General features: G+C 35.9%; 48 protein-coding genes and 1 tRNA gene. 48 read left to right on the forward strand and 1 reads right to left on the reverse strand.

Features of this window, described 5'->3' with window-relative positions:
- Window positions 1–8 precede the first annotated feature (8 nt).
- From MHB61_RS11595 to MHB61_RS11605, 3 genes are all read left to right on the forward strand, one after another.
- Entirely contained in the window at window positions 9–776 is a 768-nt protein-coding gene (locus MHB61_RS11595; RefSeq protein ID WP_014570758.1) for a phage repressor protein/antirepressor Ant, read from the forward strand.
- 12 nt (window positions 777–788) lie between these two features.
- Complete coding sequence (locus MHB61_RS11600) at window positions 789–1058, forward strand: hypothetical protein (protein ID WP_014570757.1); 270 nt, start codon at window positions 789–791, stop codon at window positions 1056–1058.
- A gap of 94 nt (window positions 1059–1152) precedes the next feature.
- Complete coding sequence (locus MHB61_RS11605) at window positions 1153–1347, forward strand: hypothetical protein (protein WP_014570756.1); 195 nt, start codon at window positions 1153–1155, stop codon at window positions 1345–1347.
- Window positions 1348–1376: 29 nt separating this feature from the next.
- Here MHB61_RS11605 and MHB61_RS11610 read toward each other — a convergent pair whose 3' ends face one another.
- The gene (locus MHB61_RS11610) at window positions 1377–1655 is read right to left on the reverse strand and encodes a DUF3892 domain-containing protein (RefSeq protein WP_014570755.1); all 279 of its coding nucleotides are present in this window, start codon (window positions 1653–1655) and stop codon (window positions 1377–1379) included.
- A 150-nt stretch (window positions 1656–1805) separates the two neighbouring features.
- Between MHB61_RS11610 and MHB61_RS11615 the strand changes: the two genes are divergently transcribed.
- The 45 genes from MHB61_RS11615 to MHB61_RS11835 all read left to right on the forward strand — a co-directional run bounded on the left by MHB61_RS11615 (window position 1806) and on the right by MHB61_RS11835 (window position 25029).
- On the forward strand, window positions 1806–2006 hold the full coding sequence (locus tag MHB61_RS11615; RefSeq protein ID WP_014570754.1) for a helix-turn-helix domain-containing protein: 201 nt from the start codon (window positions 1806–1808) through the stop codon (window positions 2004–2006).
- A gap of 1 nt (window position 2007) precedes the next feature.
- The gene (locus tag MHB61_RS11620) at window positions 2008–2235 is read left to right on the forward strand and encodes a hypothetical protein (RefSeq protein WP_014570753.1); all 228 of its coding nucleotides are present in this window, start codon (window positions 2008–2010) and stop codon (window positions 2233–2235) included.
- Window positions 2236–2334: 99 nt separating this feature from the next.
- The gene (locus tag MHB61_RS11625) at window positions 2335–2853 is read left to right on the forward strand and encodes a host-nuclease inhibitor Gam family protein (protein WP_014570752.1); all 519 of its coding nucleotides are present in this window, start codon (window positions 2335–2337) and stop codon (window positions 2851–2853) included.
- 8 nt (window positions 2854–2861) lie between these two features.
- Window positions 2862–3620 (forward strand): Rad52/Rad22 family DNA repair protein, encoded by a 759-nt coding sequence (locus MHB61_RS11630; RefSeq protein WP_137016309.1) that lies wholly within the window; start codon window positions 2862–2864, stop codon window positions 3618–3620.
- Window positions 3613–4038 carry a single-stranded DNA-binding protein gene (gene ssb / locus MHB61_RS11635; protein WP_014570750.1) on the forward strand — a complete coding sequence of 142 codons (426 nt, stop codon included), beginning with the start codon at window positions 3613–3615 and terminating at the stop codon, window positions 4036–4038. Before MHB61_RS11630 ends, ssb begins: the two co-directional genes overlap by 8 nt.
- Before the next feature lie 124 nt (window positions 4039–4162).
- The gene (locus MHB61_RS11640; protein ID WP_014570749.1) at window positions 4163–4969 is read left to right on the forward strand and encodes a phage replisome organizer N-terminal domain-containing protein; all 807 of its coding nucleotides are present in this window, start codon (window positions 4163–4165) and stop codon (window positions 4967–4969) included.
- A gap of 9 nt (window positions 4970–4978) precedes the next feature.
- A complete protein-coding gene (locus tag MHB61_RS11645) occupies window positions 4979–5896 on the forward strand; it encodes an ATP-binding protein (RefSeq protein WP_098408064.1) in 918 nt (305 codons plus the stop codon).
- Window positions 5877–6041, forward strand: a complete 165-nt coding sequence (locus tag MHB61_RS11650; protein WP_014570747.1) for a hypothetical protein — start codon at window positions 5877–5879, stop codon at window positions 6039–6041. Before MHB61_RS11645 ends, MHB61_RS11650 begins: the two co-directional genes overlap by 20 nt.
- Window positions 6031–6420 (forward strand): RusA family crossover junction endodeoxyribonuclease, encoded by a 390-nt coding sequence (locus MHB61_RS11655; protein ID WP_014570746.1) that lies wholly within the window; start codon window positions 6031–6033, stop codon window positions 6418–6420. Before MHB61_RS11650 ends, MHB61_RS11655 begins: the two co-directional genes overlap by 11 nt.
- 2 nt (window positions 6421–6422) lie before the next feature.
- A complete protein-coding gene (locus tag MHB61_RS11660) occupies window positions 6423–6617 on the forward strand; it encodes a hypothetical protein (RefSeq protein WP_014570745.1) in 195 nt (64 codons plus the stop codon).
- Window positions 6610–6849, forward strand: a complete 240-nt coding sequence (locus MHB61_RS11665) for a DUF1031 family protein (RefSeq protein WP_014570744.1) — start codon at window positions 6610–6612, stop codon at window positions 6847–6849. The genes MHB61_RS11660 and MHB61_RS11665 overlap by 8 nt, the downstream gene beginning before the upstream one ends.
- Before the next feature lie 110 nt (window positions 6850–6959).
- On the forward strand, window positions 6960–7166 hold the full coding sequence (locus MHB61_RS11670) for a hypothetical protein (protein WP_014570535.1): 207 nt from the start codon (window positions 6960–6962) through the stop codon (window positions 7164–7166).
- Window positions 7167–7357: 191 nt separating this feature from the next.
- Window positions 7358–7558: a DUF1125 domain-containing protein gene (locus MHB61_RS11675; protein WP_014570743.1), complete on the forward strand. Its 201-nt coding sequence runs from the start codon at window positions 7358–7360 to the stop codon at window positions 7556–7558.
- Window positions 7555–7734: a hypothetical protein gene (locus MHB61_RS11680; protein WP_043991166.1), complete on the forward strand. Its 180-nt coding sequence runs from the start codon at window positions 7555–7557 to the stop codon at window positions 7732–7734. Before MHB61_RS11675 ends, MHB61_RS11680 begins: the two co-directional genes overlap by 4 nt.
- Complete coding sequence (locus MHB61_RS11685) at window positions 7727–8401, forward strand: DUF1642 domain-containing protein (RefSeq protein WP_014570539.1); 675 nt, start codon at window positions 7727–7729, stop codon at window positions 8399–8401. Before MHB61_RS11680 ends, MHB61_RS11685 begins: the two co-directional genes overlap by 8 nt.
- Window positions 8398–8817, forward strand: a complete 420-nt coding sequence (locus MHB61_RS11690; RefSeq protein ID WP_003129863.1) for a dUTP diphosphatase — start codon at window positions 8398–8400, stop codon at window positions 8815–8817. Before MHB61_RS11685 ends, MHB61_RS11690 begins: the two co-directional genes overlap by 4 nt.
- A 3-nt stretch (window positions 8818–8820) precedes the next feature.
- On the forward strand, window positions 8821–9093 hold the full coding sequence (locus MHB61_RS11695) for a hypothetical protein (protein ID WP_014570742.1): 273 nt from the start codon (window positions 8821–8823) through the stop codon (window positions 9091–9093).
- A 26-nt stretch (window positions 9094–9119) separates the two neighbouring features.
- A complete protein-coding gene (locus MHB61_RS11700) occupies window positions 9120–9800 on the forward strand; it encodes a hypothetical protein (protein ID WP_063283376.1) in 681 nt (226 codons plus the stop codon).
- Between the two features lie 77 nt (window positions 9801–9877).
- Complete coding sequence (locus tag MHB61_RS11705) at window positions 9878–10021, forward strand: hypothetical protein (RefSeq protein ID WP_010905362.1); 144 nt, start codon at window positions 9878–9880, stop codon at window positions 10019–10021.
- A 50-nt stretch (window positions 10022–10071) separates the two neighbouring features.
- On the forward strand, window positions 10072–10194 hold the full coding sequence (locus MHB61_RS11710; RefSeq protein WP_260313839.1) for a DUF1660 family phage protein: 123 nt from the start codon (window positions 10072–10074) through the stop codon (window positions 10192–10194).
- Window positions 10195–10317: a hypothetical protein gene (locus MHB61_RS11715; protein ID WP_014570740.1), complete on the forward strand. Its 123-nt coding sequence runs from the start codon at window positions 10195–10197 to the stop codon at window positions 10315–10317. It abuts the gene before it with no gap.
- Entirely contained in the window at window positions 10317–10520 is a 204-nt protein-coding gene (locus tag MHB61_RS11720; RefSeq protein ID WP_014570739.1) for a hypothetical protein, read from the forward strand. The genes MHB61_RS11715 and MHB61_RS11720 overlap by 1 nt, the downstream gene beginning before the upstream one ends.
- A gap of 7 nt (window positions 10521–10527) precedes the next feature.
- Window positions 10528–10713 (forward strand): hypothetical protein, encoded by a 186-nt coding sequence (locus tag MHB61_RS11725; protein WP_014570738.1) that lies wholly within the window; start codon window positions 10528–10530, stop codon window positions 10711–10713.
- The gene (locus tag MHB61_RS11730; protein WP_137016032.1) at window positions 10710–10865 is read left to right on the forward strand and encodes a hypothetical protein; all 156 of its coding nucleotides are present in this window, start codon (window positions 10710–10712) and stop codon (window positions 10863–10865) included. The genes MHB61_RS11725 and MHB61_RS11730 overlap by 4 nt, the downstream gene beginning before the upstream one ends.
- A gap of 524 nt (window positions 10866–11389) precedes the next feature.
- On the forward strand, window positions 11390–11812 hold the full coding sequence (locus MHB61_RS11735) for a RinA family protein (protein WP_010905372.1): 423 nt from the start codon (window positions 11390–11392) through the stop codon (window positions 11810–11812).
- Window positions 11813–12033: 221 nt separating this feature from the next.
- Window positions 12034–12108, forward strand: a tRNA-Lys gene (locus MHB61_RS11740).
- 59 nt (window positions 12109–12167) lie between these two features.
- On the forward strand, window positions 12168–12584 hold the full coding sequence (locus MHB61_RS11745; RefSeq protein ID WP_003131930.1) for a hypothetical protein: 417 nt from the start codon (window positions 12168–12170) through the stop codon (window positions 12582–12584).
- A complete protein-coding gene (gene terL, locus MHB61_RS11750; protein ID WP_014570737.1) occupies window positions 12577–13965 on the forward strand; it encodes a phage terminase large subunit in 1389 nt (462 codons plus the stop codon). Before MHB61_RS11745 ends, terL begins: the two co-directional genes overlap by 8 nt.
- A 13-nt stretch (window positions 13966–13978) precedes the next feature.
- Window positions 13979–15367, forward strand: coding sequence for a phage portal protein (locus MHB61_RS11755; RefSeq protein WP_014570736.1), 1389 nt, complete (start codon window positions 13979–13981; stop codon window positions 15365–15367).
- On the forward strand, window positions 15354–15542 hold the full coding sequence (locus MHB61_RS11760) for a hypothetical protein (protein WP_025016873.1): 189 nt from the start codon (window positions 15354–15356) through the stop codon (window positions 15540–15542). Before MHB61_RS11755 ends, MHB61_RS11760 begins: the two co-directional genes overlap by 14 nt.
- 3 nt (window positions 15543–15545) lie before the next feature.
- Entirely contained in the window at window positions 15546–16490 is a 945-nt protein-coding gene (locus tag MHB61_RS11765; protein WP_137016034.1) for a minor capsid protein, read from the forward strand.
- A gap of 39 nt (window positions 16491–16529) precedes the next feature.
- Window positions 16530–17240, forward strand: coding sequence for a hypothetical protein (locus MHB61_RS11770; RefSeq protein WP_014570734.1), 711 nt, complete (start codon window positions 16530–16532; stop codon window positions 17238–17240).
- 14 nt (window positions 17241–17254) lie between these two features.
- Window positions 17255–17482 (forward strand): hypothetical protein, encoded by a 228-nt coding sequence (locus tag MHB61_RS11775; RefSeq protein ID WP_014570733.1) that lies wholly within the window; start codon window positions 17255–17257, stop codon window positions 17480–17482.
- Entirely contained in the window at window positions 17479–17733 is a 255-nt protein-coding gene (locus MHB61_RS11780; protein WP_014570732.1) for a hypothetical protein, read from the forward strand. Before MHB61_RS11775 ends, MHB61_RS11780 begins: the two co-directional genes overlap by 4 nt.
- Before the next feature lie 114 nt (window positions 17734–17847).
- The gene (locus MHB61_RS11785) at window positions 17848–18510 is read left to right on the forward strand and encodes a capsid assembly scaffolding protein Gp46 family protein (protein WP_081144361.1); all 663 of its coding nucleotides are present in this window, start codon (window positions 17848–17850) and stop codon (window positions 18508–18510) included.
- A gap of 1 nt (window position 18511) precedes the next feature.
- Window positions 18512–19333 carry a N4-gp56 family major capsid protein gene (locus MHB61_RS11790; RefSeq protein WP_058207139.1) on the forward strand — a complete coding sequence of 274 codons (822 nt, stop codon included), beginning with the start codon at window positions 18512–18514 and terminating at the stop codon, window positions 19331–19333.
- Window positions 19333–19530, forward strand: coding sequence for a HeH/LEM domain-containing protein (locus MHB61_RS11795; RefSeq protein WP_014570729.1), 198 nt, complete (start codon window positions 19333–19335; stop codon window positions 19528–19530). Before MHB61_RS11790 ends, MHB61_RS11795 begins: the two co-directional genes overlap by 1 nt.
- The gene (locus tag MHB61_RS11800) at window positions 19517–19849 is read left to right on the forward strand and encodes a phage head-tail connector protein (protein ID WP_003131944.1); all 333 of its coding nucleotides are present in this window, start codon (window positions 19517–19519) and stop codon (window positions 19847–19849) included. Before MHB61_RS11795 ends, MHB61_RS11800 begins: the two co-directional genes overlap by 14 nt.
- Entirely contained in the window at window positions 19846–20157 is a 312-nt protein-coding gene (locus MHB61_RS11805) for a hypothetical protein (RefSeq protein WP_003131945.1), read from the forward strand. Before MHB61_RS11800 ends, MHB61_RS11805 begins: the two co-directional genes overlap by 4 nt.
- Window positions 20154–20492: an HK97-gp10 family putative phage morphogenesis protein gene (locus MHB61_RS11810; protein ID WP_014570728.1), complete on the forward strand. Its 339-nt coding sequence runs from the start codon at window positions 20154–20156 to the stop codon at window positions 20490–20492. Before MHB61_RS11805 ends, MHB61_RS11810 begins: the two co-directional genes overlap by 4 nt.
- Window positions 20489–20884 carry a hypothetical protein gene (locus tag MHB61_RS11815; protein ID WP_014570727.1) on the forward strand — a complete coding sequence of 132 codons (396 nt, stop codon included), beginning with the start codon at window positions 20489–20491 and terminating at the stop codon, window positions 20882–20884. Before MHB61_RS11810 ends, MHB61_RS11815 begins: the two co-directional genes overlap by 4 nt.
- A gap of 10 nt (window positions 20885–20894) precedes the next feature.
- A complete protein-coding gene (locus MHB61_RS11820) occupies window positions 20895–21392 on the forward strand; it encodes a phage major tail protein, TP901-1 family (RefSeq protein WP_014570726.1) in 498 nt (165 codons plus the stop codon).
- Between the two features lie 115 nt (window positions 21393–21507).
- Window positions 21508–21843, forward strand: coding sequence for a tail assembly chaperone (locus tag MHB61_RS11825; RefSeq protein ID WP_014570725.1), 336 nt, complete (start codon window positions 21508–21510; stop codon window positions 21841–21843).
- A 38-nt stretch (window positions 21844–21881) separates the two neighbouring features.
- A complete protein-coding gene (locus MHB61_RS11830; RefSeq protein WP_371400166.1) occupies window positions 21882–22202 on the forward strand; it encodes a hypothetical protein in 321 nt (106 codons plus the stop codon).
- 13 nt (window positions 22203–22215) lie between these two features.
- Window positions 22216–25029: a phage tail tape measure protein gene (locus tag MHB61_RS11835; RefSeq protein WP_014570723.1), complete on the forward strand. Its 2814-nt coding sequence runs from the start codon at window positions 22216–22218 to the stop codon at window positions 25027–25029.
- The last annotated feature ends 7 nt before the right edge of the window (window positions 25030–25036 follow it).

The raw sequence follows: 25036 nt of genomic DNA on the forward strand, positions 1-25036 counted from the left end.
GAAAAAATATGAACGAATTACAAAATTTCACAAATGGAATTTTCAATCTTGACGTTAAAGTCGAGGGAGAAGAAGTTCTATTTAGTGCAGAACAAGTCGCAAAATCGTTAGGTTTAACTCAAAAGCAAAATAAGAGTGGAAAGATTTACGAGAGCATTCGCTGGGAAACTATTAATAAATATCTTCCCCAACTTTCTGGGGAAATTGAAAAAGGTTCATTCATCAGTGAACCTATGGTATACAAACTTGCATTCAAAGCAAACAATGCTGTATCTGAAAAATTCACAGATTGGTTGGCTGTTGAAGTCCTCCCAACAATCCGCAAGCACGGAGCGTATATGACGGATGCGAAAGTACAAGATGTTATTTCTGGTAACGGTTTGGCTGATTTACTACTTCAAGCAGGTAATCAGATTAAGCAACTTGAACTAGAAAAAAGCCAAATGAAACCAAAAGCGTTATTCGCTGATAGTGTTTCAGCTTCCAAAAACACGATTCTCATTCGAGATTTAGCTAAAATCCTGAAACAAAATGGAATTGATATCGGAGAGAAACGATTATTTACTTGGCTTAGAGATAACGGATACCTCGTTAAAAAAATTGGTAGCGATTATAACTCACCAACTCAACGTTCGATGAATTTAGGTATTTTAGAGTTTACCGAAAACACTCACGTTCATAATAGTGGGAAGATCACCGTAACCAAAACGCCCAAAGTAACAGGCAAAGGTCAAATCTATTTTGTAAACAAATTTTTACAAGATTTAGCTAGTTAGAAAGGAGAAGCTATGGGAGAACGATATGATCCAATGGCTGCGTATCTAGCCAATGGCGTCCTAGAAGAATTTCGTAAGATGACGAATGAATGGCTGAAATTCCAAAAGGAGCTTTTCAAATATGAAAGCAAGACCGGAGAAATCAGGCAGTCTGATTTGTTAAAAGAATTCCATATGTCATCAGATACGCTGAAAAAGTGGAGAGAAAACGGATTACCTTCGATAAATCGAGGTGGTTCAGTCTTCTATCTATTGGAAGATTTACATGATTTTTATTACTAAAATGTCGGGCAAGACATGATTAAGGAGAAAACGACTACCTCCACATACCAAGTTAATTTATTAAATGCGGTGCTCCGCTAGAAAAGAGAAATTTATGAAATCAAACACATTATTTGAACAAAAACTTACTGAAATTTTGGCACGTACATTGAGCGGAGAAGTAACTCCCGTTGAATATGCATTGAGCAACGAGCCAAGCGAAACTAAAGGAAAAGTTAATCAACTTGTGACTTTTAAGTATGAAGTTGATGAGCCTTCAGAAAAAGATGGACCTCAGTTAAAAAAATAAAACCCATCACATAAGTAATGGGCCAAAATTTAGAATCTTGGAAGGCTGAGCAAATTATCTTTTGTAGTGTAATTAGCCTTAGTACGAATGTACTTATTTCCAAGTGATGAGGTAGCAACTTCTATAAATGACTTAGCTGTTTGATAAGCAGTCGTATAGAAGAAGTCGTTATTGTTTTCAAGATATTTGATGATTTGAGCTACTGTGCAATCTGCATAATTGCCAGCTAGTCTAACATCAGTAATCTTCTCTGTAGAAGTTGCGTTGTTATCCGAAACACGGACATGAGTGATTTGGTATGTTCCCATAGGGTACCAACTTTCTATTTAATATTTTGAATAAAAACAGCTAGCCGCGGTATTCCATTCTACTATATTATACTGCTACAAATTGTTTTAGTCAACATAACATACTATATATTGTGTTTAATTATGTAAAAAACAAGAAAGGAACACTAAATGTTGTGGTCGAAGATAAAAACTAAACTTGTTGATAAAAATATGACTGAGTATGAACTTGGAAAAGTTACAGGACTTGGTGCTCAACAAATTCATCAATTTAAAAAAAGAAATTCTGAAAATCCTCGTTGGCTAACAATGGTCAAAATAGCGGATGCACTAGACATCAGCTTAGATGAATTCAGAGAGAAAGGAAAATAAAATGTTCGGATTTAAAACAGAAGAAGAAAAAGCTAAGTTAGCTGATTATGACAGACTTTTAGCTGAAAATAAAGATTTGCTAGCTCATGATAAAGCGATGGAAGAAAATCGCAATGAGTGGATGGATTACGCTAAAGCCATTGAAGCTAAACTTGAATCAGCCGAAACAGAATTAATTATTCGTCGCAAAAATGATGAATTTCGTCAAAAATTAACAGTAGCAAAATAAAAAAGCCCTGCATGGCACGCAGAGCAAGTAGGAAATTCGCCAAAACTTCTACTTAAATTATACCACGAATGCCTAAAAATTTGAAACGGAGAACATTAAATGACGGAAGAAAAAGAACCGTATAAAGTTAAAAATGATAGTGAACTGAACTGGGTACTTGGTAAATATAAAGAACATCAAATCCAATGTGACGAGTATGAAATTCAAGCTGAAGAATCAAGAAAAGCTATCGAAGAAAAATATAATGCCGAATTGTATGAAATTGAACAGCGCCGTTTAAAACTTCAAGCTGAAGAACAGAAAGAAATGGATTATTTCAAAGGACTGGCTGAACAATATTATTTAACTCTTGAGACGAAAAGTCCTAAGAAAACAATCAATGGTAGTGTTCGATTTTCAAAAAAAGAAAATGCTTCTTATGACGATAATTTGCTTTCAGAGCTTAAAGAAAAAGGGTTCGGCAAATTCATTTCTGTTAAGACTAAAACGACTGAGAGCGTCAATAAAAAGGCGCTAAAAGCATTTGTAAAAGATGGCGGTCAGCTCGTGTCAGAAGATGGCGAAATCGTAGAGGGTTTCAAGTTTGATAAAACAGAAGAATTTACAGTTAAAGTTTGAGGTAAATCATGGCAGATTATGAAGAACAAATGCTTGCCTTACAAAAACCTTTACAACCTGACCGAGTAGTTTGGAGAGTTCAACAATCAGGATTTTCTAAACAAGGGAAACCTTGGGCTATGGTTCTTGCTTATATGGATAATCGGGCAGTTCAAGAACGTTTTGATGAAGTTTTTGGAATTGCTGGATGGAAGAACGAATTCAAAACAGCTCCAGATGGTGGAACATTATGTGGTATATCCGTTAAGTTTGGAGATGAATGGGTCACCAAATGGGATGGCGCAGAAAATACTCAGGTTGAAGCAGTCAAAGGTGGATTATCTGGATCAATGAAGAGAGCAGCTGTCCAATGGGGAGTAGGTAGATATTTATATGACTTACCTACCAGTTTTGCTCAAACCTCACTTGAAAAGACTGATGGTTGGAACAAAGTTTTTGATAAAAATTCAAAAAAGGACTTTTGGTGGAAGAATCCACAGCTTCCAAGTTGGGCTTTACCTCAGAATTCAAAGGTTCAAAATACAAAAGCTGATTTTACTGAAGAAGAGATACCAACTCCACCTAAATTATATGTTGTTGGTAAAGATAAAAAAGAATTTGATGAGAAAAAGCTTCAAGCTGTAGTTAACAAAATGGCTATTATTGCCGGAAAAGACTATGGGGCAAGTGTTGATGAACAAAATGATTGGCTAAAAATGCCACTTGATGAAGCATACAATGATATCGAAAAATTCGTAGATATAAAAAAGGAAGAACAAAATGATTAACAATGTCACTCTAGTAGGGCGAATTACTAAAGAACCTGAACTTAGATATACACCACAAAATAAAGCAGTTGCTTCATTTACTCTTGCAGTTAATCGTCAATTTAAAAATGCTAATGGAGAAAGAGAAGCTGACTTCATCAATTGTGTTATCTGGGGTAAATCAGCCGAAAACTTAGCCAATTGGACTCATAAAGGTCAATTAATTGGAGTTATTGGGAATATCCAAACTCGGAACTATGAGAACCAACAAGGGCAACGTGTTTATATTACGGAGGTTGTCGCAAGTAATTTCCAAGTACTAGAAAAAAGTAATCAAGCAAATGGTGAACGAGTTGGTAATCCAGCTTCAAAACCACAAAATAATGATTCTTTTGGAAGTGATCCAATGGAAATTTCAGATGATGACCTACCATTTTAATTAACAACCAGGTGCAGCGTGCGTAACAAATGCTTAAATTCGAGGGGATAGGCAATGCGCAACATCCCCCAGCCTTTAATTTGAAAAATAAAACTTGAAATAAATATAGAAGAAAGGAGATCGAATGGTTGAAATTAGTTGGATTAAATTGAGCGTTAATATTTTCGATGATGAAAAAATGAAGTTGATTGATGAGATGCCAGAAAATGATGCGATCTTTAGAATATGGGTTTACTTGCTTAGTTTGGCGGGAAAAACAAATGATTCTGGGCTTGTCTATTTAAGTAATCATATTCCATATACTGATGAAATGATTTCTGCTTTGTGTAATAGGCCTGTTTCTACTGTAAGATTGGCTCTCAAAACATTCAGAGACTTTGGGTTGATTGAGATATATGATAACAACATGATTGGTATCAGTAATTGGGAAAAGCACCAAAACATTGATGGAATGGAGAAAATCAGAAAATTAAATGCTGAACGTAATAAGAAGTATCGAGAACGGAAGAAGCTTTTAGAGAATAGTGACGTTAGCGTGACGTCACGTGATGCAACAGAAGAAGATAAGAATAAGAGTAAGAATAAGAAAAAGAATAATAATACTATGTCAGATAAATCTGACGATGTTATTCCATATTCTGAAATTATTTCTTACTTGAATGAAAAAACAGGGCGAAGTTTTAGAACTACTGAAGCTCACAAACGTTTTATCAAAGCGAGGTGGAATGAGGATTATAAACTAGATGACTTTAAGAAGGTCGTTGATAATAAAGTTGCTGACTGGACAGGTAAAACAATAAACGGTCAACCAGCAGAAAAATATTTACAGCCGTCAACTTTATTCGGAACGAAGTTTGATAATTACCTTAACCAGACACCAATGCGCCAAGAACAAGCACAGCCTTATGATGATCTTGGATTGCCATTTTAGGAGGAAGAAATGGAAAGTATCGGAGATGTTATTGGAAAATTTGTTGATATGAATAAATTTAGGTCAATGGCAAATGATGTAACAAGCCATCCAGAAATTGAAAAATTCATTTCGGATAATAAGATGACTAGCGATGAAGTTTCAAAAAGTTATTCTAAATTCTACGAATATCTTAAAGAGAAAAATAAATTTGATAATAACGAAAAAACAGCATTGAGTGGACATGAACCTTTTTTGATTATGAACTGTGGTTATGCCGATGTTGTCTATCGTGAGACTGAAGAAGTGATTAAACGTAGGAAAAAAGCTGAGTTTGTCAAAAGGCTTAATCGCAATAGCATTGTGAGAGATATGACAATAAAAAAAGCAAGTTTTGAAAATTTTAATGCAGTAACTGACGAAGAAAAGAGAGCTTTGGCGTTCGCAAAAGAAGTATCTGAATATTATTATACTGGCGGTGAGGGAAATACTGTAGTAAGCGGGCCAGCAGGAACAGGGAAAAGTCACCTAGCCATGAGCATCTTAAAAGATTGTTTGCAGCATACTGATTTAACCGTTATTTTTGCAAGTTGGTCAGAGGTTCTTCACTTAATCAAAGATAGTTTTGATAATAAAGACAGCTTTTATTCAACTGAATACTTCATGGAAGTTTTTAGAAATACTGACTTATTAGTTATTGATGATATTGGAAGCGAGAAAATAACAGAATGGTCGATGTCTTTACTGACAGAAGTTTTGGATGCAAGGACTAAGACTATTATTACCACTAATCTAAAAAGTGATGAAATAAGAAAAAATATCATAACAGGACATATAGCCGTTTGTTCAGAGGTATTGGAAAAAAAGCATTCAATTTTGAAAATATTAAAGATAAGCGTGTTAGTCAATTGCCGTTCTAGGAGAAGCAATGAAAACAATAATCATTGAGCAGTGGGAAAACGAACATTACCCACTTGGAAAAATTAAAAAGCAGAAGCTGGCAGAGAAAACTGAGCATGAGATTATTTTTATCCTTAATCGTATGGCTCAGATGCCTGCAATTGCTAGATTTGGAGAAGCAAGTGAAGTTTGAATTTGAATTAGATAAAATGCCAACTACTCAGCAGCAAAAAGGCATTAAAAAAGTGAAAGGGAAACTTCAATTCTATGACCGTAGAGGGACAAAAAACTACAGCCTTAAAGCTCAACTCATGAAAAATAAACCGAAAGAGTGCTTTGAAAAAAACGTTCCTTTGAAGCTATCCGTTACTTTCTTCTACGCTATCAAGCAAAAAAAGCGTTGGTGGCAATGGAAAACAAGCAGACCTGACTTAGACAATCTTATGAAGAACTTACAAGATTATATGACTAAGTTGCGTTATTACAGTGACGACAGCCAGATTGTATGGCTTGAAGCTAAAAAGGTTAATGACGAGAAAAACAGAATAGAAATTGAAATTACAGAGGTGTAAGAATGATTAAAGAAATTATCGTAATTAAATCAGAGTATGAAAAGCTCAAAGCCGATAACGAAACCATGAAAAAGACACTGAAGAACATTTATAATCAACCTGAAGATGATGGAATTATCAGCATTGAGGAGTATCCATCACAAATTAGATACTATGCTAAAAAATCACTCGAAGCGATTGGAGAAAAAATTGATTAAAACAAATTTTGACACTTTGAAAAAGCTGTATGGATTGGCAAGAAATAACAATTTCAAAGCCACTAAAAAAGACTTATCTGTGAAAATTAGCGGTCGAACTAAGCACAATCACGAACTTTCTCAGCTTTACTTAGATATTTGCAATAAATATAACCATTCAAAGCAAATGAAATGGAAAGATTTATACAAAATACTTGAAGAATTGACCAAAGATAAACAAATAGAACTGTAATAGCTATAATTCATGAAAATTACGGTTACATTGAGCGCTTAAAACGTTTCATGGATAATTTATCACGAACAAGCTAAAAGCGCTTAGAAGATAAAATATGAGGTAGTAATATGTTCAGCAAAAATGAAATAAGGCGTGGAGATAAAATATGCTTCCGCGACACAAAATTCTTAAAAGTTATCGAAGTTACTGACAAATACATAACGGTTGAAAAAGACCAGTTCACTAAAAAATCAGTTAAGCGTGATGATTTTAGAATTGTAAAAATAAATGGAAGATACCATGCATGTGAACTCTTTGACAGAGTTGTGAAGTGAGGGATGAGATGAAGTGTAAAAAATGCGGTAACAAAATAGATTGTGATTGCATGGGATGCCATGAGTGCCATCCAGAATATACTTGTGAAACGTGTGGATTTTGCCATATTGACGGTTGGGAAGCTGGGGCATGCTGGAGTTTAGCCAATGACCCTGATTATGACCCATTCGATATTTAAAGGAGATAAGAAATGACAGTTGAAAGTTTATTAAAAGTGATTGAAGAAGGAATGACAGTTATTTTAAAAACTGAAAAAAATCGAATCATAGTCCAATTTGAATGTGGTAATGATATTGAAGCTTTCAGTTGCGGTTTCCTTTACAGAAAAATAAAAATTATCAAAATAAAAAATGGTAGCGAACTAATTGCTATCTTGGAGGATTCAAAATGAAATTCACTAAAGGAAGTTATATTGGCGAAGATATCGTAATAGAGCTATCTAAAGCTGAGAACTTGGAGTTACGAAGAGCTTTGAATCAATGTAAAAAAGAAGATGTAGCACAGATACAACTAAACAGAGGCAAGTGGTTTATGCCATTTGTCTTGGAGGACACGAAAAATGACTAAGTTTGAAGAGAAATTGGAAAAGTTGCCAATAAAAAATATTGAGCATCCTATTGGTGACACTAAATATTATGCGGCCGTTCATGTTAAAACATTGATAGCACAAGCTGACGAAGAATATCAGGAGCTATTTGATAAATATAGTAATCTCAATGATAGCTATGAAAAAGAAGTAATCAGAAGTTCTAAACTAGAATCGCAAATCATTGATTTAAAATCCCAACTCCAACAGCAAGCCCTGCCAGTCGTGCCTGAAGAGGTTGATAAAGCTATCAAATACTTGAAAACTCAGAATAATTTTGCCACACTTACTGATTTGAAGAATCTTGATATTTTGACAGAAAAAGGCTTTTGGTGGCTGAATGATTTCCAATTTAAAGATAGACGATTTGGTTTTGGAGGTCTAAATAATAAGTTATTTATCCTTTCTCATTTAGCTATTACAGGCTATCAAGTAGAAAAACCGCAGCTGTTCTATATTGACTTACCAAAAGTTTTTGGATTAAGCGATTCAACTAGCGATTCAACCTTCGTATCAAAAGCGGAAAGTGGAATAATCTTAGAATTTACAAAAGGGAAAGATTATGCATTAAAATTAACAGAACAAGAAATCAAGTCAATTGATGAGCGTTACTGGCAGTTTGCTGTGCCTGTGGAGGACGGAGAATGACAAGAGGATTTAAAAAACTAAACGAAAATGCGACTATTCCAGAACGAGCGACAGAACATAGCGCAGGATATGACATTTCAGCAAGTGAAACAGTTACGATTCAACCTGATGAAATTAAAATGGTAAGCACTGGGCTAGCTGTTCAACTTGGTGATGATGAAGTATTGAAATTATACGACCGTTCAAGTAATCCAGTTAAGCGTGGCATTGCATTGATTAATTCAGTAGGAATTATCGATTCAGATTACTATCCGCAAGAATTTAAAGGCTTATTTATGAACATCTCAAAAGAGCCTGTAACCATTTCTAAAGGTCAAAGAATAATGCAAGGGGTATTTGTCAAATACCTTACAACAGACGATGACAACGCAAATGGAAAGCGTACAGGCGGTTTTGGTAGCACTGGGGAGGTGTGAAAAATGATGAAGCAAACAACATGTTATAGCTGTGATAAACCAATCGAACCTGAATGGCTTCCAGAAGGAGAATTTATTGTATGTGATGAATGTTCTTCAGACACTGACGAAAAAACGGTTGAAAAACTCCAAGAACAGATTAACACTGCGAAAAAGTATATCGAGCATGTTATTGGAACGATTAAACGTGATGGGCATTTAGGAACTATTCAAACAGACTGGATTTTGCCTGATTTAGAAAAAGCACTCGCAGCGATTGGAGGGGATGATGACTGATTTAGTGAAAGTGGTGGAGGGGATAGATGACAATTACTGAACAACAATTCTATGACATGCTCAATGTTGATGAACACATGAATTTTACAAATAGAATCCAAGAGCTTGTTTTTGATAAAAAAGGACGTGAAGAATTTTATTCTAAAATCTTAAATATCCACCATGACATGGGCATTGATTTCTTTAGAGACTATTTTATGGCTCATTCAGCTGTTTCAGCAAAAGGGCAGCATTATACACCAGATGAACTTGGTAAGCTCACAGCGTTGCTTGTAGGTGGTTCTGGAGGTGCTGATTTAACTGGAGCAGGAACAGGAACTCTAATTATCCAAAAATGGCAAAATGATCGAATGAATGCAGACTTTTTTAACTATTTGCCGAGTAACTATTGGTACCAGGCATTAGAATTATCGGATGAAGCTATTTCATTCTTGATTCATGCCTTTGCAATCCGAGGGATGAATGGTGTAATCATTCATGGTGATGCATTGGAAATGGCCGTGAAGCAAGTTTATTTCATTCAAAACAGTGCTAATAATCCGATTGGTTTCTCAGAGATAAATGTTATCCCTCACAGCAAAGATGCAATGGAATTTTTAGGGATTCATGAATGGACGGAACAGGCAATTGAACATATTGAAAGTAAATTTCCTGACTGGATTCCACTCATAGAAGAAAAGAAAGGACAGATGAGTTTATTTGAATGAATTATTTCATGAATACTAAGGAGATTTGAATGACCGACAAACTAATATCTGGTCAATGACTGGTGGGGAGGGATTGAATGAATAATGAATTGCAAGAATTATTAATACAAATCATAAAAGCAGCAATGATTGCTATTCCAATTTGGGGACTTATTATCATGGCTTTTATCATATTCATTTTCAAAAATGATATTAAAAAATGGTGGAGGAATAGAAAATGAAACTTTTGTGTAAGCTGTTCGGGCATAAGTGGGAACCATTGCCATTTACAATGAGCGAAGACCGTTGCGTAAGATGCGGAGAAATACTCAAGCATAATGCTGGGTGCTTCATTTATGATTTCAACCGCTCAGACCTTGACGAGTCTGAGAACGTGAGAGGGGAGAAGAAATAAATGGATGAATTTGAATTAATTGAGTGTTTGGAATGCAAAAACGAATTTCTCATAAATTTGGATGAAGCGCCTTTAGGTTTCTATTGCCCATATTGTTCTACAGCTCACGAATGGGAGGAATGATGACAGAATACGCAAATCCGATAGTAAATGCTGCTGTCAAACTTGGTATGAATAAGAAAGAAGCTCTTTTAATGGCTGATAATACTGCAGAAATTGATTTTGAAGCCATTAGAAAACTTAATAAATCAGTTGAATATTTTCAAAGCGGACAGTTTCAAAAAGACTATGAAGCTGAGAAATGGCTTGATAAACATATGGATTGAGGTGGAGATGAAAAGATTTAGATTAGTAAGCAATTCGTTTATTGACCAAAATGGAGCACTTCGTTCAAAACAACAGTTTGTTGAAGCCGATAGTTTCGCTGATGTTATTGAATATATCGAAAGCAACGCAGGTTGGTACACTGGTATCAACGGAGCTTTCAAAGTCGCCTATATCGAGGAGGTTGTGGAATGAAAGATAAAGTTATCGAAGGGTTAATAAGAGTAACTTGTTTATCTATCTTTTACCTCATATTTGAACATATTTCTAGAAATTGGGGATTGGCTGAAACAAGACAATTTCTTTATATCTTAATTATGATTCTCTATTTATGGAAGGATAATTGAACGCAAAAAAAGCCCAAGCTGACCAAGCTTGAGCGAAATACTGAAGATTACTTCGATTTTTATTTTTAGTCATTAACATTATAGCACACATAACAATAATTCATACCAAAATAAAAATGCCCGAACTGACCAGATTCGAGCTTAATAGAACAATGTTTCATGGATAATTTTTATGGTCTAACAAATTATATCATACTGAGCTAGGAACTCGCTAAACTCAACTGGAGGAGAAAATGTTTAAAAAATCAGGAGAAATTATTGGTAATGCCTTTGTGTGGCTGCTATTTATAGCAATTTGCTTAATATTTTTAGGGTTATTACTTCGAATATTGCGCTTTATATGGTTTGGGTACTAAAAAACTCCACACTTGGTCAGTAGTATGGAGCAACTAATTATCAACTTAGTTTGTGTAATATTTTTGACCAATGTATATTATACACTATTAAACAAAAAAAGCCCACTGCAATGGGCTTCGGCAAGAAGTTTTCTAACTTAATTATACCACAAAAGGAGAATTTGATGAATGGCTGATAAGTTAGATAGAATTATTGGAGATTACGTTAATGGCAGACTTGAAGCCAGAATAAAATCAATTGAAAGCAGATATCTTTATAAGCAAAAAGTAGATAACTTAGGTATTCGTACAGCTTATTCTGGTGGTTCGGAACCTGAAAGTCATGTTTTAAATAAAGAAGCGCTTGAAAATGATGAGGAATACATCAAGCTCAAAGACCTGATGTACCAATTCAGCTTGTGGTACGAACCTTTAATTAAGGAGGAAAAAGAAATAATCAAGCTAAAACACTGTGGTTACGGTGGTTTTACATGGTACAGAGTAATGATGGAACTTGATAATGAAGGGATTGAGATTTCAGAAAAGAAAGCTAAGTTTATTTATTATCGCTTTAGAAAAGATATAAACCCTCATATTGGCTATTTCATTTGAAAGCATGGGTCAAATTGGGATAAAAATGAAACGAAAAAGGCACGAAATTGGAGTGTTGCTCCTTATTTTTGCTGATATACTTGTATTATGAAGTAAAAGGCAAAAGCAAAAAATATCATAAGTATCGGTTTGAATTTGCTTCATAAAATTATATTAGGTCTGGCTCCGGATGGAGCTAAGGGTAAGAATGGACGAAGTCGACTACCTCCATTGCCTAATAAGTGGCTGCATGGTCAAGGGGTTAAGACACTGCACTTTTAATGCAGAGGCGTGAGTTCGAATCTCACTCAGTCACATTATTATTTTATTACAGGTTGTCCAATGGGCAGCCTTTTATTGTTGGAAAGGAGATTAAATGCCAGTATTAGAAAATGCAAGACATGAAAAGTTCGTTCAATGCCTAATTTCTGGCATGAGTCAAAGACTTTCTTATCGTGAATCGTTCCCTAAAGCAAAAAGATGGAAAGACAATACAGTTGATAGTAGAGCAAGTGAATTAATAAAAGCCAGTGAGGTTTTGGGTAGGTATAAAGAACTTCAAGAAGAAGCTCAAGATGCTGCGATTATGACTCGTAAAGAGCGAATGGTCACTCTATCAGAGATAGCTAAAAACGCTGAAAAAGAAGCTGACATGATTAAGGCAATTGACACTCTTAATAAAATGGATGGCGATTATACAAGCAAAGTTGAGTTATCTGGTTCAGTCAAAACCAATCCTTTTGTAGACTTATCGACAGAAGAGCTTAGAAAGTTGGCGAGTCGTGATGGATAAAATAGCGCTAGGGGCAAAAATTGAGCTGTCTAAGCGCTTTTTCTTTGATTACTGTAATCTCATCATGCCAAGCTTTTATAAACGAGATAGAGCTTATCTGGTGACAATGTGTGAAGAGTTTCAGTCATTTCTAAATGATGATGAACACGATGTTTTAGTTTTGAATCTTCCGCCACGTCACGGGAAGTCGCTCACGCTCGGTAAATTTGTAGAGTGGGTGCTTGGTAATGACCACACGAAGAAAATCATGACTGGTTCATATAACGAAATTCTATCAACAGTTTTCTCTAAAAATGTTCGTAACACTATTCAACAAAATAAAGCGGATGTGGATAAGATTGTTTACTCCGATATTTTTGATTCCAAGATTAAAGACGGAGATGCTGCGAAAAACCTGTGGAGTTTGTCAGACGGTTATAACAACTATCTGGCGACTTCTCCAACAGGTACCGCAACAGGTTTTGGTGCTGATATTATTATCATTGATGATGTTATCAAGAATGCTGAGGAAGCCAACAATGCGACAGTCTTAGAGAAACACTGGGATTGGTTCGTAAATACCATGCTTTCACGTTTGGAGTCGGGCGGTAAAATCATAATCAATATGACTCGTTGGCATAGCGAAGATTTGGCTGGACGTGCTTTGCGTGAACTGCCTAAGAATGGCTATCGAGTAAAGCATATTAATTTCAAGGCTTTCAATGAACAAACGAATGAAATGCTTTGTGATGACGTTCTGACTCTTGAAGATTATAAGCGCAAGGTAAAAACAATGGGTGCTGATATTGCCAGCGCCAACTACCAACAAGAGCCGATTGATGTCAAAGGTCGATTATATAGTGAGTTCCAAACCTACAATGCTCGTTCAGAGTACAAAAAGATTTGGAACTATTGCGATACTGCAGACACCGGGAAAGACTATCTCTGTTCGATTGTGTGGGGTGAAACCTCAGACGGCTTTGCGGATGTACTGGATATCATTTACACTCAAAAACCGATGGAATACACAGAAAACGCAGTGGCCAATCAATTAATTAATAACAGAGTAAATGCATCAAGAATCGAGCGTAACAATGGCGGTCGGTCTTTTGCTCGTTCTGTCAGGGATAAGATTCAAGGCAAAGTGGCTTGTGCTGTAGAAGATTTCTTCCAAGGAAATAATAAAGAAGCCCGAATTTATTCCAATAGTTATTGGATAGAGCAGCACGTTCGATTTCCTAATGACTGGCGAACTCGTTTCCCCGAATACTATCAAGCAATGACGACTTATCAACGTGAAGGTAAAAATAAACACGATGATGCGCCCGATGCAACAACGGGTATTGCAGAAACAATGAGCGGTAAGCGAATAAAAGCCGGGTTAAAATCATTTAAAATATAAAGGAGATTTCTAATTGAAATACAAACCACCTAAATTAATGACATTTTCAAAAGATGAGCCAATCACAGTTGAAGTGGTTAACAAGTTCATGGAAAAACATAAATTAGAGGTTGCTCGGTATGAGTACTTGAAAAATATGTATCTTGGAATCATGGATATTGATGATGAACCAAAAAAAGATTCTTGGAAGCCTGACAATCGTTTAACTAATAACTTCGCAAAATATATCGTTGATACTTTCACAGGTTACTTTAATGGGATTCCAGTTAAAAAGTCACATTCAGATAAAGAAATACTTACTAAATTACAAGAATTTGATAATTTGAACGACATGGAAGATGAAGAGTCAGAGCTTGCAAAGATGGCTTGTATTTATGGACGAGCTTTTGAACTCTTGTATCAAGACGAGGACACTCAAACGAATGTTGTTTATAATGGTCCAGAAAATATGTTTATGGTCTATGATGATACAGTCAAACAAGAGCCTTTATTTGCCGTGAGATATGGTATTGACGAGGACAAAAAAATTCATGGAGAAGTTTATACTCTACTTGAAACTATTAAAATCAGCGGAGAAAATGATGAGATTAGTTTTGGAGAAAAGACTTACAACCCATATCCAGATTTACCAGTTGTAGAGTTCTATTTCAATGAAGAACGAATGAGTATCTTTGAATCTGTTATTTCATTAGTCAACGCTTTTAATAAAGCTATTAGTGAAAAAGCAAATGACGTTGATTATTTTAGCGATCAGTATATGGTTTTCATGGGAGCAGAAATAGACGAAGAAGATGTTAAAAATATCACAGATAATCGTCTAATTAATTATTATGATAAGAATCAGAATGATCAAAGTGGTTCTGCTTCAAAATTAGATGTTAAATTCTTAGAAAAGCCTGATAGTGATTCTCAAACAGAAAATCTATTGGACCGACTGACTAAATTAATCTTCCAAACAACAATGGTTGCGAATATCTCTGATGAATCTTTCGGGTCATCAAGTGGTGTCTCGTTAGCTTACAAGCTTCAAGCAATGAGTAACCTAGCTTTGTCATTTCAACGTAAGTTCCAATCTTCTTTGAATAGTCGATACAAACTATATTGTGAGTTAAGTACGAACGTTTCAAACAAAGATGCTTGGAAAGATATTGAGTACACCTTTACACGTAATGAGCCTAAAGATATTAAAGAGCAAGCCGAGACTGCTAATATTCTTATGGGAATTACAAGCCAAGAGACTGCTTTGAGTGTCATTTCTGTTATTCCAGATGTCCAAGCTGAAATGGAAAAAATCAAAAAGGAAGAAGTTTCTACAGCTATCTTTGACAAGGACAAGCAATCTAGTGAAAAGGGAACAGTAGTTCCTGAAACGAACGAGGAGGTAACCAATGCCCAAGATTAAAGTTGAAGCTGTAGTAAAGCAGCGCCTATTTTACAGATTCAGTATTATTAAAATAAGATTTATCTCTTTTTTCAATAAGCAACTTGCATCTAAGATGGCAGAGGAATTGATTAAAGATATTGAATCTAATTTCAAAAAATACTTTCTGTGTAAGGTCAAATCACCAAAGGAGTAACCTATGAGAACTCCCGACTATTGGATAAAACGTGAGCAAGCGTGGCAGGCGCAACAAATCAAAGATGATACCAAACGCATGAAACAAATCATGGATAAGCTATTTGAAGCTCAAGAGGCTATTCAAAAAGAAATCGATGCCAACTGGCAGAACTTTGCGAATGGTCAAGGAATTTCTATTAGTGAAGCCATGAAACGTGCGGATAAGATGGACGTCAAAGGATTTGAAAATAAAGCCAAAAAGTATGTTAAAGAAAAAGACTTTTCGCACCAAGCAAATCAAGTGTTGAAACTTTATAACTTGACTATGAGAGTGAATCGTTTAGAACTTCTGAAAGCAAATATTGGTCTGGAGCTTATTTCAGTATTTGATGACTTGGACAAGTATTTCTCAAATAATTTGACTGGTGCAGCTCTTACAGAATTTGAAAGACAAGCGGGAATTCTTGGTTTAAGCGTTCCAAAGAAAGGCTATAACAGTCTAGTTGAATCAGTTCTTAACGGAAGTTATAAGGTCGAAGGATTTGCCAGTTTTTCTGACAAGCTTTGGCAGTACCAATTTGAATTGAAAGCTGATATTGAAAAACTTCTCATCCGGTCAGTGACTGGCGGAATCAATCCAAAAGCATTGGCCCCACAACTTAAAAGGCTGATGACTGAACAAGGAAAGCTTAATGCGACTTACAACGCACAACGATTGCTTGTGTCAGAAACAACGAGAATTCAAACGGCTATTCAAGAAGAAAGCTATAAAAAAGCGGATATTGAAAGTTATGAATATATTGCTGAACCGTTAGCTTGTCCTATCTGTGGGGCATTGAATGGTAAAATATTCAAATTAAAAGATATGTCGCCTGGTATTAATGCACCAAACATGCATCCGTTTTGTAGATGTAGCACAGCACCGCATGTTGATGATAAAGGTTTCTGGGATGATCGGTTGAAGTAACAAGACAAGAAAAATAGTGGTGAAAATATTCCAGTTTCATTGAAAGGTCTGAACGATGATTATTTAAACGAGAAACGTGAAGAATCAAGGTTAAAAGCTGGGCGAGTTAATGCTAAAAAATATGATGCTCAAAGTGAGTCCTTTGCGAAGCTGACCAATGAATCTTCTATGAGAATGAGAATTTCAGGTATTGGATTTAGAAGAGCAGTAGAAAGCGGAAATTTTAAAAGTTCCCATGAATTTGGGGACGGCTTCGATAAAGGACGAATAAGGATTGAAAAAACTTTATTTAATTTGCCAGAAAATATTAAGAGAAGCGAAATGCCCAAATATGGCTATCTTTCAGATTCTGATGATTTATTTGAAAAGAAAGCAAGACATTCAGTTTTAGGTTATGGGGACATTACCATTGAGTTCGATGATAGTGTTCGAAAACGCACGACTTATACCGTTAACGATAGCTTATTTAACAGAAGAGGTTTGATAACATCTGCTACACCAGTAGGTACAAAGCCAACTTACAATGGTATCAAAGAGAAAGCTATTGGGGAAATTAACAGTATCTCAGAATTTTTAAATTCAAATAAAAAAACAAATCGTTATATTGAAGCTCAATATCATGGAGATTTAACTTTTAAAAATGACGTGAAGAGAATCATTGTACCAGATAAAAGTTATTTAGATAAATTTTCTAAAGAATTTGAACAGCTAAAAAATATGGGAATTGAAGTACTAGTTACTCCCAAATAATATGGAGGTATATTTTGAAAATACTATATTATTCCTATGATGGAGAATTTGAATCCCTTAACTTCATCTTCAAAAAAGAAAATAAATTCTATCATTATTATTTTGATGGTGATAAAAATGTAATTGAAGAAATTATAGATCCCGAAGAGGTTTTAAGATTCAATCCATATATGGATAAATATCATAAAGGAAGTCTTCCGATTGAGGTATTAAAAAAATTAGAAAAGGATAGATTTCAATGAATAAAAATGATAAAAAATTATTTGTTCTTGCAAATGAGCTATTGGGAGATGTAGCTAATCAAAAAATTACTGGTGTTTCTGTAGATAATACGAATTACGAAGATGGCTCAAAACATTTGTCTATTGTTATTGATTATGTAGAAACATCAGGGACTAATTTTAAAATAAAAACAGATAGTCTTAAAAATAGTAATTTGGGTGATGTTGCTGGGGATATTATAAAAGCAGGAAACCTGAATATTCAAAACTAAGCGTTTGTCACTGACAGGCGCTTTTCTTGTCCGTTTCCGAACGTTGTGGACACTAAATAAAACACGAGAAAATCAGACTCCCAAGTCTTTAAATGCGAGTAGGAGGAACCAGAAATGGAACAAACAGAACTTTTACCCCTTAATTTGCAACTGTTCGCAGAAGAAGCAGCTGATGAGACGTCTGAAGTTGGTTCAGAAACTGAAACAGAAACAAACGAAGAAGAGCAACAAGAACAATCAACTGACAATGACAAAATTGTCGAAAAGCTTCAAAAACGAATCGGAAAAGAGCAGGCTGAAAAAAATGAAACAAAAACACAGCTTGACCAAGCGCTGGCTCGTATTGAAGAACTTGAAAAAGGTGGCAAAAAGTCAGTTAAAGAAAAATCTGACGAAGAAAAAGCTGCCGAACTTCAAAAAGCTAAAGACGATGAAATCGCAAGCCTTAAAGCACAAATCAAAATTTCAAACATTACCAGTCAAGCTGACGAAGTATTGAAAGAAAGTGGAATTGCTTTAAGTGCTGCGGAGTTAGGATTGTTAGTTGATGTTGATGAAGAAAAAACTTACAGCAATGTAAAAACTTTCCTCAATTTGCTTGATAATCAACGCTCACAGTGGGAAAAAGCACGAAACACAGGAACAACGCCTAAACGTGTTCCGGGTAATGTAATATCAGTCGATAAAGATAAATTTGATTCGATGACTTATGCTGAAAAAGCTGAATTAGCAAAATCAAATCCAGATGAATTTAAAAAATTAACAGGAGGCTATTAAAATGTCAAAACAAAAAACAACACTTGCAGACTTAGTAAATCCAGAGGTGCTTGCACCAATTGTTTCATACGAATTGAATAAAGCACTTCGGTTTGCACCTCTTGCACAAGTTGACACAACACTTCAAGGACAACCAGGTAATACTTTGAAATTCCCAGCTTTTACTTATATTGGCGATGCTGCTGATGTTGCAGAAGGCGGAGAAATTTCGTTAGATAAAATCGGAACTACTACTAAGTCAGTAACAATTAAAAAAGCTGCAAAAGGTACAGAAATCACGGATGAAGCCGCATTATCTGGTTATGGTGATCCAATTGGAGAATCTAATAAACAACTTGGGCTATCTCTTGCAAATAAAGTCGATGACGACTTATTGAGCGCAGCTAAGACTACCTCTCAAACTGTTTCTACTAAAGCAAACGTTGACGGGGTTCAAGCTGCATTGGATATCTTTAATGATGAGGATGCACAAGCCTATGTTCTTATCGTCAATCCTAAAGATGCGGCAAAAATTCGTAAAGATGCAAACGCACAAAAAATTGGTTCAGAAGTAGGAGCAAATACTATTATCAACGGAACTTACGCTGATGTTTTAGGCGCTCAAATTGTACGATCTAAAAAACTAGCTGAGGGTTCAGCTCTAATGTTCAAGATTGTTTCAAATAGCCCAGCTTTGAAATTAGTTTTAAAACGTGGAGTTCAGGTAGAAACTGACCGTGATATTGTTACTAAAACAACTGTAATTACTGCAGATGAACATTACGCAGCATATCTCTATGATTTAACAAAAGTTGTTAATATCACATTTACGTCTGGTGTATAATGGGACGGCTACTAAGTCGCCACTTGCATAAATATGAAAACATAAATGCGACCAAGCAAGTGAAAAATGATGAACTAACGACGCTTACCGTTAATCAGCTAAAAGAGCTTCTTGAAACTAAAGGGATAGAATATACAAAAAACGATAAGAAAGAAGATTTGATTTCAAAATTAGGAGTTGCTTATGGCTATCACTGATGATTTAAAAAAGCTTTTAGGCGGTTCATCGGATGAGCGCTTGGAAGTAATCGAAAAACGCACTCGTGAACGTCTATTGCTTATTCTTGGTTCTGACATTGAAGAAGTACCGCCAGAACTAGAATATGTTGTTTTGGACGTTTCCTTGAAGCGTTTTAATCGTATCGGTCAAGAAGGCATGCAGTCCTACTCACAAGAAGGATTAAGCATGACTTTTTCAGAATCTGATTTTGATGAGTATGCCGATGAAATTGAATCATGGCGAAAATCAAAAGAAACTGAGGGCGATAAGAAGATTGGGAGGTTCAGATTGTATTGAGATATTTAGATGAAGTTACTTTTATCAAAGAATCGCCCGACTCACATTATGACCCCGATTTGGGCGAATGGGTTGAAAAAGAACCAACTCGAGCAGTATTTAGTGCAAACATCACTGATATTGGAACTGACAGAAGTATAAAAGTTTTCGGGGATATTAAACAAGGGGCAAAAGTCATGCGAATGATGCCCCTTTTTACTATGCCAGAATATGATTACATTGAGTTTGATAATAAAAAGTGGGCTTTAATGACTTACCGCAATCCAAGTGAGCGAAACACTTTTATTTTGCAGGAGGTAAGTCAATGAAATCTAGCTTATCCATAAAAGGGATTGACCAGCTTGTAAAGCATTTGGATAAAGCCGCTTCTTTAAAGGATGTTCAACAAGTTGTAAAGTCTAACACGTCAAATATGACAGCGAATATGCAGAAACTTGTTCCAGTTGACACCGGATATATGAAGCGATCCATAAAAATGGAGTTGACAGAAGGTGGATTCAGCGGACAAGCTGGGCCACACACAGATTATTCCGCATACGTTGAATATGGAACTCGTTTTCAATCTGCTCAACCTTTTGTAAAACCAGCTTATAATGTGCAAAAAGGCGTATTCATTAAAGATTTAGAAAGGTTACTCAAATGATTAAAACTCGAGACCAATCTATTTTTGACGAATTGTTCAAACGAATACAAGCTTTGGGGTATACCGTTTATGATTATAAGCAAATGAATGAAGTGGGCTATCCATTTGTTGAAATGGAAAGTATTCAGATAATTCATGAACCAAATAAAACAGATATCAAAGGCACAGTAAGTCTTTCATTGTCTGTTTGGAATAAAGCCGAAAAAGCAGGTCGTGTACTAGCTTCAAAAATGGCAAGTAATATATTTAATCAAGCATTGAATATAAGTGCCACAGAGGGCTATTCTTGGGCTTTGAATTCACAGGCAAGTACCATTCAAATGATAGACGATACAACAACAGGTACACCGCTTAAAAGAGCGTTGATTAACTTAGAATTTAGACTAAGATAGGAGATTTAATATGGCAGAATTAACAGCTAAACAAGGGAAAGATATTATCTTGCTCTATCGTGTGCTTAGTAAAGCATCAAAAGAAGCCGCTTGGAAACTTGCATTCCAAACAGAACACTCGAATGAAAAAACTCGATATTACAACACTACAGCTACCAAAGATGGGATAATAGGTTCTCTTGCAGCAATTGAATACAGTTTATCTGCCACATCTATTGCAGCAAATGGTGACCCACATCTTGACGAAATGGACAAAGCGTTTGATGATGGAGAAATTATTGAAGTGTGGGAAATTGATAAAGCTGAAAAAGGATCTGACGGAAAGTACAAAGCTAAATATCTTCGTGCTTATCTTACAAGTTTCTCTTATGAACCTAACTCAGAAGATGCGCTTGAATTGAGTTTAGAATTTGGAGTGTTTGGCAAACCTCAAAAGGGCCAAGCCACACTAACTGAAGAACAAGCTAATGTTGTTCAGTATGTATTCAAAGATACTGTTGCGGGATAAAGCTGAAAATATTACTGGCTCTGCCTGGAGTACAGTTGTAGAAGTGACAATTTAAATACTATAAACAAAAGGCTAGAGATTCGCTCTAGTCTTTATTTTTTAAGGAGAAATCAAAATGGAATTAACAATTAATGGTAAACAAGTTCATTTTAAATTCGGAGTAAAGTTTGTACGTGAACTAGATAAAAATTTAGTAATTGAACAGAATGGCGTATCTTTTGGTCTGGCACTTGCTGTTAAAATCATCCCTGAACTAGAAATGGCTAACATTGCAACTTTGTCGAATGTTTTATTTTTAGGAAATCGAACAGAAACGCCTAAACTTTCTCAAGGGGATATTGATGATTTTATTGATGAATGCGAAGATATTGAAAAATTATTTGATGATGTTTTGAAAGAAATTACTGAAAGCAATACGGGAAAGTTAATCAAAGCAAAAATGACCAAATAGCCGAAAAGTTTGAAAGTTCGGAGGACACTTATGAGTCAATGATGATTAGATTCTTACGGTGTTTCGGCATCCAAGACTTATCTGTATTTGAACGCATGACAATTCGAGAATATTCAATCCGTTCAATCGCCTTTCAGTTGAGAACTTTGGACGAAGAAGAATTCATTTATGAACAAGCATGGGCCAATTGGCAAGTTCAAGCAACTAAACAACAAGGTAAAAAGCCAGTTTATCCAACATTTAAAAAATTCTTTGACAAGAGAAAACTAGAAAATGAAATTTTAGGAATCGAAAGCCCAGAGAATAAGTTTAAAAAGGATAACAAATTAATTGACCTCATGAAAAAAGCAAATAATTAGGAAGGAGGAAAATATGGAATCTTTCAGTGTACAAGCCTATTTGAAGGCTACAGATAATAATTTTGTTAGTACATTTAAAGACGCTGCTAAGCAAGTTCAAAACTTCCAAAAAAATACTAATAGCACGATGTCTGCTGTAGGTCAAGTTTCTACATCAGCAGGTAAAACGTTGACTAAAGCAGTTACACTCCCCATTGTGGGGATTGGGGTTGCTGCCGCAAAAATTGGTGGAGACTTTGAATCTCAAATGAGCCGTGTTAAAGCTATTTCTGGTGCAACAGGGTCAAGTTTCGATGAACTTAGACAGCAAGCAATTGACTTAGGAGCAAAAACTGCATTTAGTGCGAAAGAGTCAGCGGCAGGCATGGAAAATTTAGCATCAGCCGGATTTGATTCAAAAGAAATCATGAAAGCTATGCCAGGGCTTCTTGACTTAGCTGCAGTTTCTGGTGGTGATGTTGCGTTGGCATCTGAAAATGCTGCCACAGCATTAAGAGGATTTAATATTGATGCTGGCCAATCTGGGCATGTAGCCGATGTTTTTGCAAGAGCTGCCGCAGACACAAATGCTGAAGTTGGCGATATGGGTGAAGCGATGAAATATATCGCTCCTGTTGCAAGTTCTATGGGAATGTCTCTTGAAGAAACTGCAGCTGCAATCGGTATAATGTCAGATGCAGGTATTAAAGGTTCTCAGGCTGGTACTTCACTTCGAGGAGCGCTTTCTAGGTTAGCAAAACCGACTGATGAAATGCAAGCAAAAATGGATGAACTTGGTCTATCATTTTATGATTCAGAAGGTAAAATGAAACCTTTGAAAGACCAAATTGGCATGTTAAAAGATGCCTTTAAAGGTTTAACGCCCGAGCAACAACAAAATGCTTTAGTCACACTATACGGACAAGAATCATTATCTGGAATGATGGCATTAATTGATAAAGGGCCAGATAAGCTAGGGAAACTAACTGAGTCTCTTAAAAATTCAGACGGTGCAGCTGACAAAATGGCTAAAACTATGCAGGATAATATGAACTCATCATTAGAACAAATGATGGGAGCGCTTGAGTCAGCTGCAATAGTTGTTCAAAAGGTTTTAGCTCCAGCAGTTAGGAAAGTTGCTGATGCTGTTTCAGGTTTAGTTGATAAATTTGTTTCTGCTCCTGAGCCTGTACAAAAAATGATAGTTACAATTGGGCTGATAGTAGCTGCAATTGGACCTTTATTGGTAATATTTGGGCAAGCTGTTCTTGTTCTACAAAGAGTAAAAGTCGGCTTTCTAGCCTTGCGTTCTGGACTTGCTCTAATTGGTAGTGGTTTTACTGCTATTTCTTTACCTGTTTTGGGAATAATCGCTGCCATAGCGGCTGTTATAGCTATAGGAATTTTAGTTTATAAAAATTGGGATAAAATTTCTAAATTCGGGAAAGAAGTATGGGGAAATGTGAAGAAATTTGCGTCCGATGCAGCAGAAGCAATCAAAGAAAAATGGGGAGACATTACCAAATGGTTCTCTGATACTTGGAATAATCTGAAAAATGGAGCCAAAGGACTTTGGGATGGAACAATCCAAGGTGCAAAAGATGCCGTTGATAGTGTTAAAAATGCTTGGAATGGCATCAAGGAGTGGTTCGCTAATCTTTGGAAAGGTACAACAAGCGGCTTAGCTAGTGCTTGGGACAGTGTAACAACTACCCTTGCACCATTTGTTGAGACAATCAAAACAATCTTTCAACCAATTCTTGATTTCTTTAGCGGATTATGGGGGCAAGTCCAAACTATCTTTGGTTCAGCTTGGGAGATTATTAAGACGGTTGTTATGGGGCCTGTTTTACTACTCATTGATTTAATCACTGGGGACTTTAACCAATTCAAAGAAGATTTTGCGATGCTCTGGCAAACACTAGCAACAGCGATTCAAACAATAGTCCAAACTTTTGTGAATATCGTAGTTGGATTTTACAAGTCATTTTTCCAAACTGTAGTTAATATATGGAATGCTATTGTAGATGGTGTCAAAAGTCTTTGGGGAGCTTTCACGACATGGGTCGTTAATATGGCCAAGTCTATTGTTGACGGAATTGTTAATGGTTGGAATTCATTTAAGCAAGGTACCGTTGATTTATGGAACGCTACTATTCAATGGGTTAAGGATACATGGGCATCGTTTAAACAGTGGGTCGTTGATTCTGCCAATGCTATTGTGAATGGAGTCAAACAAGGTTGGGAAAACCTCAAACAAGGCACAATTGACTTGTGGAACGGAATGATTAACGGACTCAAAGGAATTTGGGATGGTTTGAAACAAAGTGTTGGTGATTTGATTGATAATGTAAAAACGACATTTAACAATCTAAAAAATATAAATTTGCTAGATATTGGTAAAGCCATCATTGATGGACTTGTAAAAGGTCTGAAGAAAAAGTGGGAAGATGGGATGAAATTTATAAGTGGAATTGGAGATTGGATTCGGAAGCATAAAGGGCCAATCCGTGTCGATAGAAAACTTTTAACTCCCGCTGGTAATGCCATTATGACTGGTTTAAATTCTGGTTTAACTGGAGGCTTCCGTAACGTTCAATCTAACGTTTCAGGAATGGGGGATATGATTGCTAATGCAATTAATTCTGACTATTCTGTGGATATTGGGGCGAACGTTGCGGCAGCTAATCGCTCAATCAGCAGTCAAGTTTCTCATGATGTGAATCTTAACCAAGGCAAACAGCCGGCTTCATTCACTGTGAAGCTTGGGAATCAAATCTTTAAAGCCTTTGTGGATGACATTTCTAATGCACAGGGTCAAGCAATTAACTTAAATATGGGATTTTAGGAGGTAG

Origin of the sequence: Lactococcus sp. FSL K6-0773 (genome assembly GCF_038006485.1) — a bacterium.
GTDB lineage: Bacteria > Bacillota > Bacilli > Lactobacillales > Streptococcaceae > Lactococcus > Lactococcus lactis.